We start from the raw sequence: 16719 nt of genomic DNA, 5'->3' as shown, positions 1-16719 counted from the left end.
CAAATTAGCAAAGGTTATACGCAATATTGGAGGACTTATGAAACAACAAAGCAAATTCAGCGGATTTATTTTGATTGGTATTGGTTTATTCTTTTTCGCAATTCAGATGAACATTGAAATGATCCAGCCTTATCTAACATGGCCAACATTGATTCTAATAATTGGACTGGCACTCCTTATACAAGCAGGTTCCGGCAAAGATTCAGCAAGTCTGTTTTCAGGTGTTTTCCTTACAGGACTCGGCATCCATTTTCATGCTGTTTCAAAGATTCCTTCCTGGCCGGAGCCGCTGCAAATGATTACTTTGCTTACAGGGATAGCATTCTTAATCCAGTATAAAAAGGCGAAAGACGGTCTTATTCCTGGACTATTGTTAACTAGTTTGTCACTTTGGCTTATCTTTTTTAACAATAATACCCCTTCTGTAGAAAATATATTTGCAAAAGCAGAAAGTTTCTGGCCGATCATCCTTATGGTTCTAGGAGCATACTTCATATTCTTCAAGAAAAAATAAAAGCAGTGTTCAATTTTGAACACTGCTTTTTTCTTTGGCTCTTTTCTAAAAGATTGCTGCTATGAGAAGAAGTTGATTTCCGCTCCAGTATGCTCGCTTTCCGCGGGGTGTGCGGTGAGCCCCCTAGGCTATTAAAGCCTGTCGTGGTCTCACCTGTCACACTGATCCCGCAGGAGTCTCGCACCCTTCCGCTCCAATCAACTAGTCAATGAAGCGTATTCAACAAAATTGTCAAAAGCAACTTTCAGAATGGTCCTTTTATTTTGTTAAATAAGAGTTCAGCACTCCCCAAGCCTCGTCTTTCCCATGTCCTGTTTCAGAAGAAAAAAGAACGATCTTGTCTGTCGGATCCATGTTTAATGTTTCTTTAACTACCTTTTTGTGCTTATCCCATTTCCCTTTTGGAATCTTATCACTTTTTGTAGCCACAATGATAACCGGCAGTTCATGATACTTAAGCCAATCATACATTAAACAATCATCCTTTGAAGGAGGATGCCTAAGATCGACAAGCTGGACAACGGCTTTCAGCTGATCCCTCTCAACAAGATATTGTTCTATCATCTTGCCCCAGGCTTCTCTTTCTGTTTTAGAAACTTTAGCAAATCCATAGCCTGGCACATCTACAAAATAAAAGCTTTCATTTAAAATATAAAAATTAAGAGTTTGCGTTTTTCCTGGCCTTGAAGAAGTACGCGCTAAATTTTTACGATGGATCATTTTATTGATAAAGGAAGATTTTCCTACGTTTGACCGGCCTGCCAGGGCAATTTCCGGAAGATTGCCTTCCGGATATTGTTTCGGACCTACGGCTGATATAACTATCTCTGCTGTATTAACTTTCACTTTTCATCACCTGCTAATGCTACTTTTAAGACTTCATCCAAGTGGGAGACTAGGATAAATGAAAGACCTTCTTTTACAGTTTCCGGAATTTCTTCAATATCCTTTTCATTCTCTTTAGGAAGAATGATTGTCTTTATACCCGCTCGGTGTGCGCTTAAAGATTTTTCTTTCAAACCGCCAATAGGCAGAACACGCCCTCTTAGCGTTATCTCACCTGTCATGCCAACATCACGCCTCACCGCTCTCTTTGTAAGGGCAGAAACAAGGGCTGTGGCAATTGTAATCCCCGCAGAAGGTCCATCTTTTGGAGTAGCACCTTCTGGGACATGAATATGAATATCTGTTTTCTCGTAAAAGTCTGGAGCAATCCCCAATTCTTCTACTTTCGTGCGGACATAGCTCAATGCTGCTTGTGCAGACTCTTTCATTACATCGCCTAGTTTACCTGTTAAAATAAGCTTGCCTTTTCCAGGAGACAAGGCTACTTCAATAGAAAGTGTATCTCCGCCTGCAGTCGTATAGGCAAGGCCTGTAGCGGCTCCAATCTGATCTTCAAGCTCAGCCTGACCATATCGGAAACGAGGCTTTCCAATGTAATCTTCAATGTTCTTAGCAGACAAGATTACCTTTTTCTTTTCAGACGACACAATTTGTTTTGCAGCTTTTCTGCATAAACCAGCAATCTGACGTTCTAAATTACGCACACCAGCTTCACGTGTGTAATTACGGACGAGTTTTAAAATACAATCATCCTTGAACTGAATCTGGCTCTTCTTAAGACCATGTTCTTTTAATTGTTTAGGAATTAAGTGATTTTTGGAGATATGAAGTTTTTCAACTTCTGTATATCCGGCAATCGAAATTACTTCCATTCTGTCTAAGAGCGGTCCAGGAATTGTAGAAAGTGAGTTTGCAGTCGTCACGAACATAACTTTAGATAAATCATAAGGCTCTTCGATGTAGTGATCACTGAAACTGCTGTTCTGCTCGGGGTCTAACACTTCAAGCATAGCTGAAGATGGATCACCTCTAAAATCACTCGACATCTTATCGATCTCATCCAGCAAAAATACAGGATTTACTGTTCCAGCTTTCTTCATACCTTGAATCAATCTGCCTGGCATAGCACCTACATACGTTCTGCGGTGGCCTCTGATTTCTGCTTCATCCCTGACTCCGCCTAAGGAGATTCTAACAAAGTTGCGGCCGATGGCCCGGGCAATAGAACGCGCTAAAGAAGTTTTACCAACTCCTGGCGGTCCTACAAGGCATAGAATAGGGCCTTTTAATGAATTCGTCAGTTTTTGAACAGCTAAATACTCTAAAACTCGATCCTTCACTTTTTCAAGCCCATAATGATCTTCATTCAGAACTGTTTCCGCATGCGGGATGTCCAGATTATCTACAGTCTCTTGTTTCCATGGCAAGTTAACAAGCCATTCTATATAAGTCCGGATTACAGAACTTTCCGCAGAAGAATTAGGCATTTTTTCATATCGGTCCAATTCTTTCCTTGCTATTTCCATAACGTGTTCAGGCATATCAGATGCTTCGATACGTTCCTTCAATGAGCTGACTTCGCCTATTTTACCTTCTTTGTCGCCCAGTTCCTTCTGAATGGCCTTCATCTGTTCACGCAAATAATACTCTTTTTGCGTTTTTTCCATCGCCTTTTTTACCCGCTGGCCAATTTTCTTTTCAAGTCCCAGCACTTCTTTTTCGTTATTTAAAAGTGCCAGCAAATGTTCAAGTCTTTCCTTAACATTAAAGATCTCCAGGATCTTTTGTTTTTCTTTAATCTTCAAGGAAAGGTGTGAAGAAATAACGTCAGCAAGTCTGCCAGGTTCTGTTATATCTTGTACAGACGCCAAGGTTTCAGGAGTTACTTTTTTAGAAAGGTTTATGTATTGTTCGAACTGCGCCAAAACTGCCCTCATCAAAGCTTCCGTTTCAGCTTCTTTCTCTTCCACTTCATCTGTTAGCTCTATTTCTACTTCAACATGTGTCTTTTCATCCATAAAAGAAGTAATTTTCCCACGCTGAATACCTTCTACCAATACTCTTATCGTGCCATTAGGCAGTTTAAGCATCTGATTGACTTTTGATAAAGTCCCAACATTGTAAATTTCCTCTTCAGCTGGATCTTCGATAGAAACTTCCTTTTGAGTTGAAAGAAAAATCATTTGGTCATCGAGCATCACCTTTTCAAGTGCTTGAATCGACTTTTCTCTTCCAACATCCAAGTGAAGCACCATTGTCGGATAGACCAACAATCCGCGTAGAGGGAGGAGCGGAAGAACTCGTTTTTCCCCCATTAAAAACACCTCCGAAAACTACTGTGTAATCATTATTTATATGCATAGTCTTTGTACAATTCTACCGATAATGCTTAACTTTGTCTAATGTTAGCTATCCCAAAAACTTTTATTAAACAAAAAAGAAACCCCTTCTTCTCCTTAAACTGAAGAAGGAGGGGAATTTAAAGCTGCTGAAGCTGGAATTGACTCCTCAGAGCTGTCATCTAAAAACACATATTGAAACACTTCTGTGAGTTTTTTCACCGGAATGATTTCTACATCTTCAATGCTTTCAAATATCTTTTGGTTGTTCTCAAATGGAATGAGCACACGTTTCGCTCCAGCGTCCTTAGCAGCTAAAATTTTTGCCATTACACCGCCAACTGGTTTTACTTTACCATGAATACTTATCTCACCTGTCATTGCTACTTCATGATCAACGCGTACTTTATGGATCGCAGAATAGATTGATGAAGCAATCGCGATTCCTGCTGATGGACCATCCACAGGTCCTCCTCCAGGGAAATTCACATGAATATCGTACATGGAAGCATCAACACCCATAAATCGAAGGACTGTTATAACATTCTCAACAGATCCTTTAGCCATACTTTTTCTTCGAATTGACTTGGACTGATTGCCGATGCTCTCTTCTTCAGCAATTCCTGTAATCGTAATAGATCCTTGCTTCTTAGCTGGAAGTACAGTTGTTTCTATTTCAAGAAGCGCACCGCTTGTCGGACCGTAAACAGCCAGTCCATTTACTAACCCGATTTTCGGTTTGCTGCCAATCTTTCTCTCAGGCCTTGGCGCCATTCTGCTTGAATGAGTAACCCATTCAACGTCACCTTTTGTAATATTCTCTCGCTGTTCAGTAATGGCTAATCCGGCGGCAATTTGTATCATATTAACTGCCTCACGTCCGTTTTTAGCGTATTGAGCCATATATTTTAGAGACTCATCGTCAATTCCAAGCTGAATTTTATCTGCAGCACGTTTTGCAATCTGCTCTATTTCCACAGGCTGAAGCTCTCTAAAGAAGACTTCCAGACATCTTGATCGGATTGCAGGTGGAATCTCGTCCGGCATACGAGTAGTGGCACCGATCATTCTAAAATCAGCCGGAAGTCCATTTTGAAAAATATCATGAATATGGTGCGGTATGTTTGCATTTTCTTCTGAATAATAAGCACTTTCAAGATATACTTTGCGGTCTTCTAATACTTTTAATAGCTTGTTCATCTGAATAGGATGCAGTTCTCCTATCTCGTCAATAAAAAGAACACCGCCATGCGCATTTGTAACGGCACCTTGTTTAGGCTGCGGTATACCGGCTTGCCCCATTGCACCTGCACCTTGATAAATAGGGTCATGAACTGAACCAATCAGCGGATCAGCTATTCCGCGTTCATCAAAACGAGCCGTTGTTGCATCTAATTCAACAAATACTGCTGTTGAACGAAATGGCGACGTTTTGTTTCTTTTTGCCTCTTCAAGAACCAATCTTGCTGCTGCAGTCTTACCAACCCCAGGCGGTCCATACACAATTACATGCTGCGGGTTTGGACCGCACAATGCTGCTTTTAATGCCTTGATGCCATCCTCCTGGCCAATAATATCTTCGAATTTTCCTGGGCGAACCCGCTCAGACAATGGTTCAGATAGCGAGATAGACCGCAGTCTTCTTAATTGTTCCATCTCTTTTCTTGACTCTTTATCTACGCTTACTTTTTGGGACCGCTGGTTTCGCAGCAAGTTCCAAAAATACAGACCGATTATAATCCCAAAGAATAATTGAATGATTAACGCTATCCCTGTCCAGTTCATCATTTTCCTCCCGGTACATATGTAGTGATAACCATAGTATCTCCGAGGATATGAGGACCTAAACGGTAATAATGCTAAAACAAATTTTGTTTATATGGAAGATTGTGGGTAGATGGAAATACATTAGGAAGTTCTGAAGTAAAGTGGACAAGCCCACATAATAAATTTCTATTTATGAACCTTCAAGGAAACTTATGAGCCTTCGTCCATTTTCATAAAGTTGATTTGGCTTAGCAGATAAAATATGGCAAAAAAAGACTGACTCAATCTGCCGTTAATGATAACAGCCATTGAGCCAGCCTATATTAAGCACTCTCTTTAGGAGTTTCTTTTGATTGTTCGATAACAGTACCATCTTCAAGTTCTAAAGTTGGTGGTACCTTATCAGAAATTGTTTCTTTTGTAACTATACATTTTACAACATCTTCACGAGAAGGGAGTTCAAACATTACATCAAGCATTACACCTTCAATAATCGAACGAAGTCCCCGCGCACCTGTTTTACGTTCAATGGCTTGTGCTGAGATTTCACGAAGTGCTTCATCTGTAAACTCAAGCTCTACTCCATCGATATCTAAAAGTTTTTGATATTGTTTTACCAAAGCGTTTTTAGGTTTTGTCAGGATTTCGATCAGTGCATCCTCATCCAATGGATTCAAGTTAGAGATTACTGGCAAACGGCCGATAAACTCTGGAATTAACCCAAAACGAAGTAAATCTTCAGGAAGCACTTTAGATAAGTATTCACCTGCTTTTAAATCTGCTTGTTTTGAATCTGAACTGAACCCAATAACTTTTTTACCTAAACGGCGTTTAATAATTTGCTCAATTCCATCGAATGCTCCGCCACAGATAAATAGAATATTCGTAGTATCGATTTGGATGAATTCTTGATGTGGGTGCTTTCTTCCGCCTTGCGGAGGAACACTCGCAACAGTGCCTTCTAGAATTTTAAGAAGAGCCTGCTGCACACCTTCACCGGAAACATCACGTGTAATCGATGGGTTTTCTGATTTACGTGCAATCTTATCGATCTCATCAATGTAAATGATTCCTTTTTCTGCTTTTTCAACATCATAATCAGCAGACTGAATTAATTTAAGAAGGATGTTTTCTACGTCCTCACCTACATAACCAGCTTCTGTTAAAGATGTAGCATCAGCAATAGCAAAAGGCACATTTAAAATTCGCGCTAAAGTCTGTGCAAGCAGCGTTTTACCGCTTCCTGTCGGTCCGATCATCGCGATATTACTTTTTGCCAGTTCAACTTCATCGGATTTTTGAGAAGAATTGATTCTCTTATAATGATTGTAAACGGCTACAGAAAGCGATTTCTTCGCTTGATCCTGACCGATTACATACTCATCAAGAATTTTCCGGATTTCTACTGGTTTTGGTACTTCTTTTAGTTCTACATCCTCTTCTGTACCTAATTCTTCTTCTACAATTTCAGTACAGAGTTCGATACATTCATCACAAATATATACACCTGGTCCAGCAACCAGTTTTCTAACTTGATCTTGTGTTTTACCACAGAAAGAACACTTCAATTGCCCTTTTTCATCATTAAATTTAAACAATGATATCACCCCTAAAACGATAATATGGATGAAACGCTTGACCTTTTTACAAATTCTATAGTACAGGTCTGTATTTATTTCTACTGCTTAAGCATTCCGTTGATTATAATGGATTGTATCACACTTCCATAATAAAACGGAAATAAAAACCCTTATTAAATATGTATGGTATGGCTCTATATAAGTATGAACAAACCTGCGTGTTTTAAAACCTATTTTTCAAATAGCAGTAGAAAATACCTAAATAATGTTATGTATTGCAAAACAAGGCACGATAGTAAGAATCGCGCCTTGTTTCATTTCTTGCATTGATATTATTGTAATTAAACTGTTTTGCTGTTTTCAACAAGGAAGTCGATTGCTTTGCGGACTTTTAAGTCAGCAGCAACTGCATCGTTTCCACCTTGCATAGCAAGCATTTGCTTAATTTGTTCAACTTCCATCTTGTACATTTCAGCCATCTTGTTAAGCTCTGCATCGATTTCTTCTTCAGAAACTTCAATGTTTTCTGCTTCAACAATTGCTTCTAGTACAAGGTTTGTACGAACACGCTTCTGAGCGTCTTCTTTCATTTGCTCACGAAGTGCTTCTTCACTTGTTCCAGAGAACTGGTAGTAAAGGTCAAGGTTCATGCCTTGCATTTGAAGGCGTTGACCAAACTCTTGAACCATACGGTCTAGCTCAGTGTTAACCATAGCTTCTGGAATTTCGATTTCAGCATTTTCAGAAGCTTTTTCAATCACAGTTTCACGTGTTTGATTTTCGGCTTCTTGTTTTTTGCTTTCTTCAAGCTTCGTACGAAGTTCTTTTTTCAAGTCTTCAAGTGTTTCAGCATCGCCTTCAGCTTCTTTTGCGAACTCATCGTTAAGTTCTGGAAGCTGTTTTGATTTGATGTCATGAATTTTCACTTTGAAAACTGCAGGCTTACCAGCTAATTCTTCAGCATGGTACTCTTCAGGGAAAGAAACGTTAACATCTTTTTCCGCTCCAGCTTTTTCACCAACTAGTTGTTCTTCAAATCCTGGAATGAATGAACCAGATCCAATTTCTAATGAATAGTTTTCAGCTTTTCCGCCTTCGAAAGCTTCTCCGTCAACAAATCCTTCGAAATCCAGGTTTACAGTGTCGCCATTCTCAATAGCACCATCTTCTTTAACAACTAATTCAGCTTGTTGTTCTTGTAAACGAGTAAGTTCGTTTTGAACATCTTCATCAGTTACTTCAGTTTCAGTTTTTTCAACTTCAAGACCTTTGTACTCGCCAAGTTTAACTTCCGGCTTAACGATTACTTTAGCAGTGAATACAAGGTTGCTTCCTTGCTCCATTTTTTCGATATCAACTTCTGGACGATCTACAGGCTCGATTCCTGTTTCTTGAACTGCATCACCATAAGCTTTTGGCAATAAAATGTCTAAAGCATCTTGGTAAAGAGACTCTACACCAAAACGTTGTTCAAAAAGTCTGCGCGGCATTTTCCCTTTACGGAAACCTGGCACGTTTACCTGTTTAACCACTTTTTTAAACGCTTGGTCTAGCGCTGTATCTACTTCAGAAGCCTCAACTTCAACAGTTAAGACACCTTGATTACCTTCTAACTTTTCCCATTTAGCACTCATTAATATATTCCCTCCAACATCGGTATTTCCATAAATATCATATAGATTACAACCATTCCATTATAGCATAGACGTACTGTATTTCAACAAGTTACATCACTTTCTCATCAAGTCTGCAAATAAAATCTTTCCAGTTCGACCAGAAGCTTTACTGCTTTCTGTATTTCAGAGTCTTCATTTTCCATGTCTTCTTCAATTCCGCATAAGACAGAAGCAGCTATTACAGAAGCTTCGAACCACAAAAGTTTATTTTCCGGCTGAGGAACGAATGGATAAATCGCTAACGTGTAGTCCTTCCAGACAGCCAATGCTATATCAAGTAAAGACGGGTTTTCTTGTTCCAATTCATCTTGAATTAAAGCTTTTACTTCCTTATAAAAGGGATGTTCGTTCCATTCCATTAATTCCTGGATTTCTACATCCTCTACCCGGCCATACTTTTCAAGCTTGACGACTTTATTAATTTGATTTTCTTTTAAATATTGGAGAATTAAACTTTTTACAGCTGGGTGTTTCGATTCATCAAGCAAAAAAGATTCAAATAAAGGCACCGTTAATTCGGGTCCCAGTTTTTTTAGCTGTTGAACTGCCATCCATTGAGAGTCCGCTCTTTCACTTTGGAGCATATCCTTTAAAGCACTTAAATTAGGATTTTCATTTGACACTGTTTCTTCAGGATTTATCTTTACTTCTGGAACTCCTTCTTGTTCGATGACCTTCCTGCTGAATTGAAGGAGCTGATAGAAGGTTTCTGCTTTATCAGCCGGGATTTTTTGTTCTTCTAAAACTGCTTCAATAACTGATACGACCGTTATGTACTCTGATAATTGAACAAGTATGCTTAAATAGATTTGAAGCACATCATAATACTCCCCAATTCCCTCTTTAAGCATCCTGTCACAGCGTGTTTTTGCTTCCTGCAATCTTCCTAACTCGACCAAACTTAAGACAAGTCCGAGATTTCCTTGTGAATGCATCGGATCCGTATGCAGCAGCTGTTCAAAACAAGACAGCGATTCATCGTAATGCTTATTTTTCAAAGAATCCATACCTTTTTCTAAAAGCCGACCTGTTAAATTTGGAAACCGAATGATATTGTTTTTGTTTTCCTTGTCGTTTGTCATCACAATTCTCCGCTTCCGTATAGATTTGACTAAAGAATATCAGTTTCGACTTCGGAACTCAAGAAACGGGTGGCTATTCCCATTCGCTCAGCATCTATAGAAGGATGATTCTCTTTGAGAAATACACGAAATCCACAGGTAAAGAGAAAAAGTTTAAATAATCATATAAAAAACTCTTAAAGGAGCAAGTTCTCCTTTAAGAGTTTTCTTAATATCAGCTGATCCGTTTCATGTTAAGTTTGTCAGCCATTCCTTTGTATTGTGACCATTTGTGAGGATCGACATTACCGCCGCTAATAATCACGCCTACTTTTTGATCTATAGCGAGTTGATTATTAAAAAGTACAGCTGCAAGGCTCGCCGCACCTGCTCCTTCAACTACTACTTTTTCACGCTCCAGCATGAACATCATCGCAAATGCAATCTGTTCTTCTGTTACGGTAACCATTTCATCTACATATTTTGAAATCATGGGGACTGTAAGCTCTCCTGGTTTTTTCACCGCAATTCCATCTGCTATCGAAGAACGGGACAATGTTTTTACATTCGCACCTGTGAATGCTTGATAGACGGCACTCGCATTTGCAGATTGAACCCCAATGACTCGGACGTCCGGTCTCAGCCTTTTAACCGCTAGACTGATGCCAGCAAGAAGACCTCCTCCACCAACAGGGACGATGATCGTTTTCAATTCAGGCTTTTGCTGCAGCATTTCAAGCGCTACTGTACTTTGTCCTGCAATAACGTCATAATCGTCAAAGGCATGAACAAACTTAGATCCGTTCAATTGTTCTTCCCTTTTAGCAGCTTCAAAGGCAGCTTGATAGTTTTCACCGTGCAATACGATATCTGCTCCATAAGACTTTACAGCTTCTATTTTAGATAGAGGAGCATTTTCCGGCATAAAGATTTTTGACTTAATGCCCCGTTTAGAACATGAAAGAGCCAAGCCTTGCGCATGATTTCCTGCAGAAGCTGCAATTACACCTCGAGCAGCTTCAAAGTCGTTGAGAGTAGAAACTTTATAATAAGCACCTCTTAATTTAAACGACCCTGTTTTTTGAAGGTTTTCTAACTTCATATAAACCTTGCCGCCCGTCCACTTGTTTAAAGTAGCAGATTGTTTTAAAGGTGTACGGTGTGCAATTTTCGAGACTTCCTCCATCGCATGAAACAACCTTTCATTCGTGACTGTTAAATCCCCATGTCAATTCACAATCCTTTCAAATTCAAATTTTTTTATTTTATCTTCATATTGAAGTGTTACTGAAATTTCGTCCCAGCCATTTAAGAGCATCTTTTTCCAATACGGATCGAATTCGAAATCAATCCGGTCACCGCGTTCATTCACAACTTGCTGGTTCTCCAAACTGACGGTTAAGTGATGGATAACAGCTGCGGAACGATCGGTATTTAATTGATGAATCTCATTTGCCGAAAGCCTTATTGGCAAAATGCCATTTTGTACACAGTTATTAAAAAAAATATCTGCGAAACTCTCTGCAATAATAATATCAAAACCATAATCTTTTAGCGCCCAGGGGGCATGTTCTCTAGATGAACCGCATCCAAAGTTCTTACCTGTAATTAAAATAGAAGAACCTCTTGTTTCTTCTTTATTAAGGTCAAAATCCGGATTTTCTTGTCCTTGTGAATGATATCTCCAATCAAAGAACAAAAATTCTCCATATCCCGCTTTATCGATTTTTTTCAAAAATTGTTTCGGGATAATTTGATCGGTATCCACGTGGTCCCTTTTTAAGAAAGCGGCTTTTCCCGTATGTGTTTTAAATCCCGACATATCGGTCCACCTCCGGATTTTTTGTTTGCAGCATTGATCGGACATCCGTAAATTTCCCGTTAATTGCAGCTGCGGCGGCCATAATCGGACTAACGAGATGCGTTCTTGCTCCTTTTCCTTGTCTTCCGGCAAAGTTCCGGTTCGAAGTAGATGCACATCTTTCCCCTTCAGGAACAATGTCATCATTCATCCCTAAACACATAGAACAGCCAGAGTCCCGCCATTCAAAACCTGCATTCAGGAAAATCTTATGAATCCCCAGACTTTCTGCTTCCCGTTTTACCGATTGTGACCCCGGTACAACGATAGCCCTCACATCAGGATGAACCTTTTCACCTTCAACCACAGCTGAAGCTTCTATTAAATCACTTAATCTGGAGTTCGTGCATGAGCCGATAAAAACATGCTGTACCTCTACATCTTCTAACCTTTCATGACCATGAAAACCCATATAAGAGAGTGCGCTCTCTATCGATTGCTTTTCTTCTATTGATAAATACGATTCTGCTGCGGGAATCTGCCCGCTTATCGGCAGGCACATAGATGGAGTAGTTCCCCATGTAATCATAGGTTCAATGTCAGTAGCATTAATTTCGATTACATGATCAAATAATGCATCAGTATCTGAAACAAGCTTTTTCCAAGCCTCGCATTTTGCGTTAAACTCACTTTCTTTTGGGGCATAAGGTTTCCCCTGAATATAGCTGAACGTTTTTTCGTCCGGCGCAATAACAGAGGCCTTTGCACCTGCTTCAATTGACATATTACAAAGCGTCATTCTTTCTTCCATCGTAAAATCACGAACTGTACTCCCTGAAAATTCAATGATGTAGCCTGTTCCTGCATTTGTACCATAATTGGCGATAAACCATAAAATTATATCTTTTGCTGTAACTCCATAGCCCAGCTCCCCTTCAATCTTTACGTTCATCTGTTTTGGTTTGTTCTGCCAGAGCGTTTGCGTAGCCAAAACATGTTCTACTTCACTCGTGCCGATTCCAAAGGCAAGTGCTCCAAATGCTCCATGTGTCGAGGTATGGCTGTCGCCGCAAACAATCGTTTTCCCGGGAAGAGTCAGCCCCAGTTCAGGACCGATTACATGAACGATTCCTTGCTGAAGGGAATCAAGTCCCTCCAGTTTAATCTCGAATTCTTCACAGTTTTTTTCGAGCGTCTGAACTTGAAGTCGAGAGGTATCATCTTTAATATTGAACCGGTCTACTGTCGGGATATTATGATCCATAGTGGCGAAACATAGATCTGGTCTTCTTACCTTCCTGTTCTTTTCTCTTAAACCAGCAAACGCCTGTGGAGAAGTGACTTCATGAAGCAAATGCAGATCAATATATAAGAGGTCGGGTTTATTCACTTCTTTTGCTACAACATGACTATCCCATAATTTATCTATTATTGTTTTACCCAATGGCTCTGTCCTCCCTTCTTACACATACACCTCAAGCAGTGTTGCACTTGTTGAATCTTCAATCATCCTGAAATGAATCTGATTAACCATCTCTTTCGTGGAAACAAGATTGCCCGTTCCATCATAAATATCTTGCGTTCGGTACCCTGCTTGCAATGTTTCAAAAACTGCCAGTTCAACAGCAGCAGCTTCTTTTTCGAGCTTGAACGAATGGCGCAGCATCATAGCTGTACTTAAAATCATTCCAATAGGATTCGCTTTCCCGCTTCCAGCAATATCTGGTGCTGAACCATGAATCGGTTCATACAGGCCGGGACCCTTTTGACTAAGAGAAGCAGAAGGCATCATGCCAAGAGATCCTGGAATAACAGATGCTTCATCAGATAAAATGTCACCAAACATGTTTTCAGTTACAACGACATCAAAACTTGTAGGACTGCTGATCATCCTCATTGCAGCATAGTCAACTAGTAAATGCTCTGTTTCAACATCGCTGTATTTCTTTGCTGTTTCTTCAACGATTTCTCTCCACAGCTTACTTGTCTCCAGAACATTCGCTTTATCAACTGAAGTAACTTTTCTTCTTCTCACTCTCGCCAATTCATACGCTTTTTCAATAATTCTTGTAATTTCTTCCCTCGTATAAGAAAGCGTATCAACAGCAAGTTTTTCGTCTCTTGTTTTCGGCTCTGAAAAGTAGATTCCACCCGTTAATTCTCTTACAAATACAAAATCCGCACCTTTAACTCTGTTTGATTTAAGGGGAGATAGATTTTCAAGACCAGGAAAGACTGTAACAGGTCTTAAATTGGCAAACACATTCAATTCTTTTCTTAATGCCAAAAGTCCTTGTTCGGGTCTCACAGTTTGACCGTCCCATTTAGGTCCTCCAACTGCTCCTAGCAGAACTGCATCACTATTTTTACAAGTTTCTAAAGTATCGTCAGGCAAAGGTTTGCCAATTTGGTCAATGGCTGTACCTCCAAACAATTTTTTTGTTGTTTGAAATTCGTGGCCGAATCTTGCAGCAACACCGTCTAATACTTGCAGAGCTCCCTTCATCACTTCAGGACCGATTCCGTCACCAGGCAAAACTGTTATCTTCTTTTTCATCTAACATCCCTCCCTAAATTAAATGCTCATTCTTTCATAGTTTGTTTTATCTGAATGAAGCTGAAGTTTATTAAATGCATGAACATAAGCTTTAGCAGAAGCTTCAAGAACATCCTGCGCTGTACCGCTTCCGTTGATTTCATGCCCATCACAGACGATCTGCACAAACACTTGAGCAAGTGCATCCCTGCCGGCTCCAACAGATTGAATACGGTAATCCTTCAGTTTCAATGATGATGGAAGCATTTTTCCGAGAGTATTATAAATAGCTTCTACGCTTCCAGAACCTGTTGCAGCATCCTGAATCACCTTTCCATCAGGAGTTAGGAGTCTTAATGTCGCAGTAGGAATCTGGTTAGTTCCATAGTTCACCTGTAAATCTTTTAATTGGTAAAGCGGAACTTCCGGCTGAATTCTATGATCAATTAAAAGTGCGAAAATATCTTCTTCTGTCATTTCTTTTTTCCGGTCAGCAAGTAATTTGAAATCTTCAAACAAAACTTTTATTTTGCTTTCTTCTGGCTGAAAGCCTAATTTGGCTAAATAATCTCTAAATGCATGACGGCCAGAATGCTTGCCAAGCACTAACTGGTTAGAAGGTACTCCGACAAGCTCAGGTGTAATGATTTCATAGGTCGATTTTTCTTTTAGCACGCCATCTTGATGAATACCCGACTCATGAGCAAAAGCATTCTTGCCCACAACAGCTTTATTTGGAGGAACCGCAATTCCTGTTAGACGGCTGACTAGCTGACTTGTACGGCTGATCTCCTTTAACACCAGGTTGGTTTTAGCCTGATAAAAGTCTTCTCTGATGGCTAACGCTACAGCAATCTCTTCTAAAGAAGCATTTCCAGCTCTTTCTCCGATCCCATTGATCGTGCATTCGATCTGATTTGCTCCGTTCTCAACAGCTGAAAGTGAATTTGCCACAGCCATTCCAAGATCATCATGACAGTGAGCAGATAAAACAGCTTTTTGTATGTTCGGTACATTATTTAATAGATAGCGGAATATTTTCCCGTATTCTTCCGGATTCGTGAATCCCACTGTATCAGGGATATTGATTATGCTCGCCCCTGCATCGATAACTTTTTCAACAATTCGTGCGAGGAAAACAAGATCTGACCTGCATGCATCTTCTGCAGACCATTGAACAACCGGGAATTTCTTCTTTGAATATTTAACCGCTTCAACTGCAGCTTCCACCACTTGATCAGGTGTTTTTTTCAATTTGTAAGTCATATGAATCGGAGAAGTTGCGATAAATACATGCAGCCTCGGTTCTTCAGACTCTTTCAATGCTTCCCATGCGTGATCGATATCTGATTGATTCGACCTTGCCAAACCTGTCACAGAGGAATTTTTAATAATAGATGCCACCTTTTTTACTGCATCTAAATCTCCTTTAGAGGCTGCAGGAAAGCCAGCCTCCATAACATCTACACCTAATCTTTCAAGCCTTTTTGCAATCTCTATTTTTTCTTCTGTATTTAAATTAACACCCGCTGTTTGTTCTCCATCACGCAGCGTCGTATCAAAGATTTCAATTGTTCGCACTGATGACAGCCCCCTTCTTTTGTTTTGCTTTAACAAACGGCATCATCGCACGTAATTCCCTCCCTACTTTTTCGATTGGGTGATTTTTTTCCTGATAATTTACTACATGGAATACAGGACGATTCGCTTGGTTTTCCAAGATCCAATTCTTTGCGAACTCACCAGATTGAACATCTTTTAATACTTCCTTCATCGATTCTTTTACTCTGCCATCAATAACACGGGGACCTGACTGGAAATCTCCCCATTGAGCGGTGTCAGAGATAGAATGTCTCATTCCTTCTAATCCGCCTTCATACATAAGGTCAACGATGAGCTTTAACTCATGCAGACATTCGAAGTAAGCAACCTCTGGCTGATATCCTGCTTCCGTAAGTGTTTCAAATCCAGCTTTAACAAGTGAAGTTAATCCGCCGCAGAGTACAGCCTGTTCTCCAAATAAATCTGTTTCGGTTTCTTCCTGAAAGCTTGTTTCCAGTACACCAGCACGGGCTGAACCAATGCCTTTTGCGTAAGAAAGAGCAGTTTCTCTAGCAGTACCTGTAGCGTCTTGGTAAACCGCAAACAATGCAGGTACCCCTTCACCCGCTTCAAAAGTCCTGCGTACTAGATGACCCGGACCTTTAGGGGCGACCAAGAACACATCCACCTCTTCAGGTGGTACAACTTGGTGATAATGAACATTGAATCCATGTGCAAATACAAGAGCATTTCCTGGAGAAAGTTCTGGCAGAATTTCATTTTTATATACCTCAGGCTGTCTTTCATCCGGAAGCAATACCATAACAACGTCGGCTAGACGAGCGGCCTCGCGAACGGGATATACTTCAAATCCGTCTTTAACTGCTTCATCAAAAGATCTTCCTTCTCTGACACCAACTACAACATCATAGCCGCTGTCTTTTAAGTTCAGTGCGTGTGCATGCCCTTGTGAACCATAACCAACTACTGCTACCTTCTTATTTTTTAATACATCATTTGATAGTTCGTTTTCGTAATATACTTTAGCCATTTTTAA

At 40.0% G+C, this 16719-nt stretch carries 13 protein-coding genes; 1 reads left to right on the top strand and 12 read right to left on the bottom strand.

The genetic code is table 11. From position 1 onward, the window contains the following. Window positions 1-37 precede the first annotated feature (37 nt). Window positions 38-514 (top strand): hypothetical protein, encoded by a 477-nt coding sequence (locus ACFW35_RS06235; RefSeq protein WP_379844505.1) that lies wholly within the window; start codon window positions 38-40, stop codon window positions 512-514. A gap of 258 nt (window positions 515-772) precedes the next feature. Here the strand turns inward: ACFW35_RS06235 and yihA are convergent, their stop codons facing one another. The 12 genes from yihA to ilvC form a co-directional block, all read right to left on the bottom strand. Next, window positions 773-1360, bottom strand: a complete 588-nt coding sequence (gene yihA, locus ACFW35_RS06230; RefSeq protein ID WP_379835032.1) for a ribosome biogenesis GTP-binding protein YihA/YsxC — start codon at window positions 1358-1360, stop codon at window positions 773-775. Beyond that, window positions 1357-3675 (bottom strand): endopeptidase La, encoded by a 2319-nt coding sequence (lon, locus tag ACFW35_RS06225; RefSeq protein ID WP_379844503.1) that lies wholly within the window; start codon window positions 3673-3675, stop codon window positions 1357-1359. The genes yihA and lon overlap by 4 nt, the downstream gene beginning before the upstream one ends. Window positions 3676-3816: 141 nt before the next feature. After that, window positions 3817-5484 carry an ATP-dependent protease LonB gene (gene lonB, locus ACFW35_RS06220; protein WP_379844502.1) on the bottom strand — a complete coding sequence of 556 codons (1668 nt, stop codon included), beginning with the start codon at window positions 5482-5484 and terminating at the stop codon, window positions 3817-3819. A gap of 305 nt (window positions 5485-5789) precedes the next feature. Beyond that, a complete protein-coding gene (clpX, locus tag ACFW35_RS06215) occupies window positions 5790-7064 on the bottom strand; it encodes an ATP-dependent protease ATP-binding subunit ClpX (RefSeq protein WP_066291429.1) in 1275 nt (424 codons plus the stop codon). A 323-nt stretch (window positions 7065-7387) separates the two neighbouring features. Further along, complete coding sequence (tig, locus tag ACFW35_RS06210) at window positions 7388-8680, bottom strand: trigger factor (RefSeq protein ID WP_379844500.1); 1293 nt, start codon at window positions 8678-8680, stop codon at window positions 7388-7390. Window positions 8681-8787: 107 nt separating this feature from the next. Then, window positions 8788-9804, bottom strand: coding sequence for a hypothetical protein (locus tag ACFW35_RS06205; RefSeq protein WP_379844498.1), 1017 nt, complete (start codon window positions 9802-9804; stop codon window positions 8788-8790). A 214-nt stretch (window positions 9805-10018) separates the two neighbouring features. Continuing rightward, window positions 10019-10969 (bottom strand): threonine ammonia-lyase, encoded by a 951-nt coding sequence (gene ilvA, locus ACFW35_RS06200; protein ID WP_379844497.1) that lies wholly within the window; start codon window positions 10967-10969, stop codon window positions 10019-10021. Between the two features lie 42 nt (window positions 10970-11011). Next, on the bottom strand, window positions 11012-11605 hold the full coding sequence (leuD, locus tag ACFW35_RS06195) for a 3-isopropylmalate dehydratase small subunit (protein ID WP_379844495.1): 594 nt from the start codon (window positions 11603-11605) through the stop codon (window positions 11012-11014). Continuing rightward, window positions 11592-13028, bottom strand: a complete 1437-nt coding sequence (gene leuC / locus ACFW35_RS06190; protein WP_379844494.1) for a 3-isopropylmalate dehydratase large subunit — start codon at window positions 13026-13028, stop codon at window positions 11592-11594. The genes leuD and leuC overlap by 14 nt, the downstream gene beginning before the upstream one ends. A gap of 18 nt (window positions 13029-13046) precedes the next feature. Further along, a complete protein-coding gene (leuB, locus tag ACFW35_RS06185) occupies window positions 13047-14141 on the bottom strand; it encodes a 3-isopropylmalate dehydrogenase (RefSeq protein ID WP_379844492.1) in 1095 nt (364 codons plus the stop codon). 18 nt (window positions 14142-14159) lie between these two features. Beyond that, complete coding sequence (locus tag ACFW35_RS06180; protein WP_379844490.1) at window positions 14160-15701, bottom strand: 2-isopropylmalate synthase; 1542 nt, start codon at window positions 15699-15701, stop codon at window positions 14160-14162. Beyond that, window positions 15688-16713 carry a ketol-acid reductoisomerase gene (ilvC, locus tag ACFW35_RS06175; protein WP_379844489.1) on the bottom strand — a complete coding sequence of 342 codons (1026 nt, stop codon included), beginning with the start codon at window positions 16711-16713 and terminating at the stop codon, window positions 15688-15690. Before ilvC ends, ACFW35_RS06180 begins: the two co-directional genes overlap by 14 nt. Between the last annotated feature and the right edge of the window lie 6 nt (window positions 16714-16719).

The sequence above is a fragment of the Fictibacillus sp. NPDC058756 genome (genome assembly GCF_042746035.1).
GTDB lineage: Bacteria > Bacillota > Bacilli > Bacillales > Fictibacillaceae > Fictibacillus.
The sequence above is the reverse complement of the archived record's forward strand: the minus strand, read 5'-3'. Positions and strand labels throughout refer to the sequence as shown.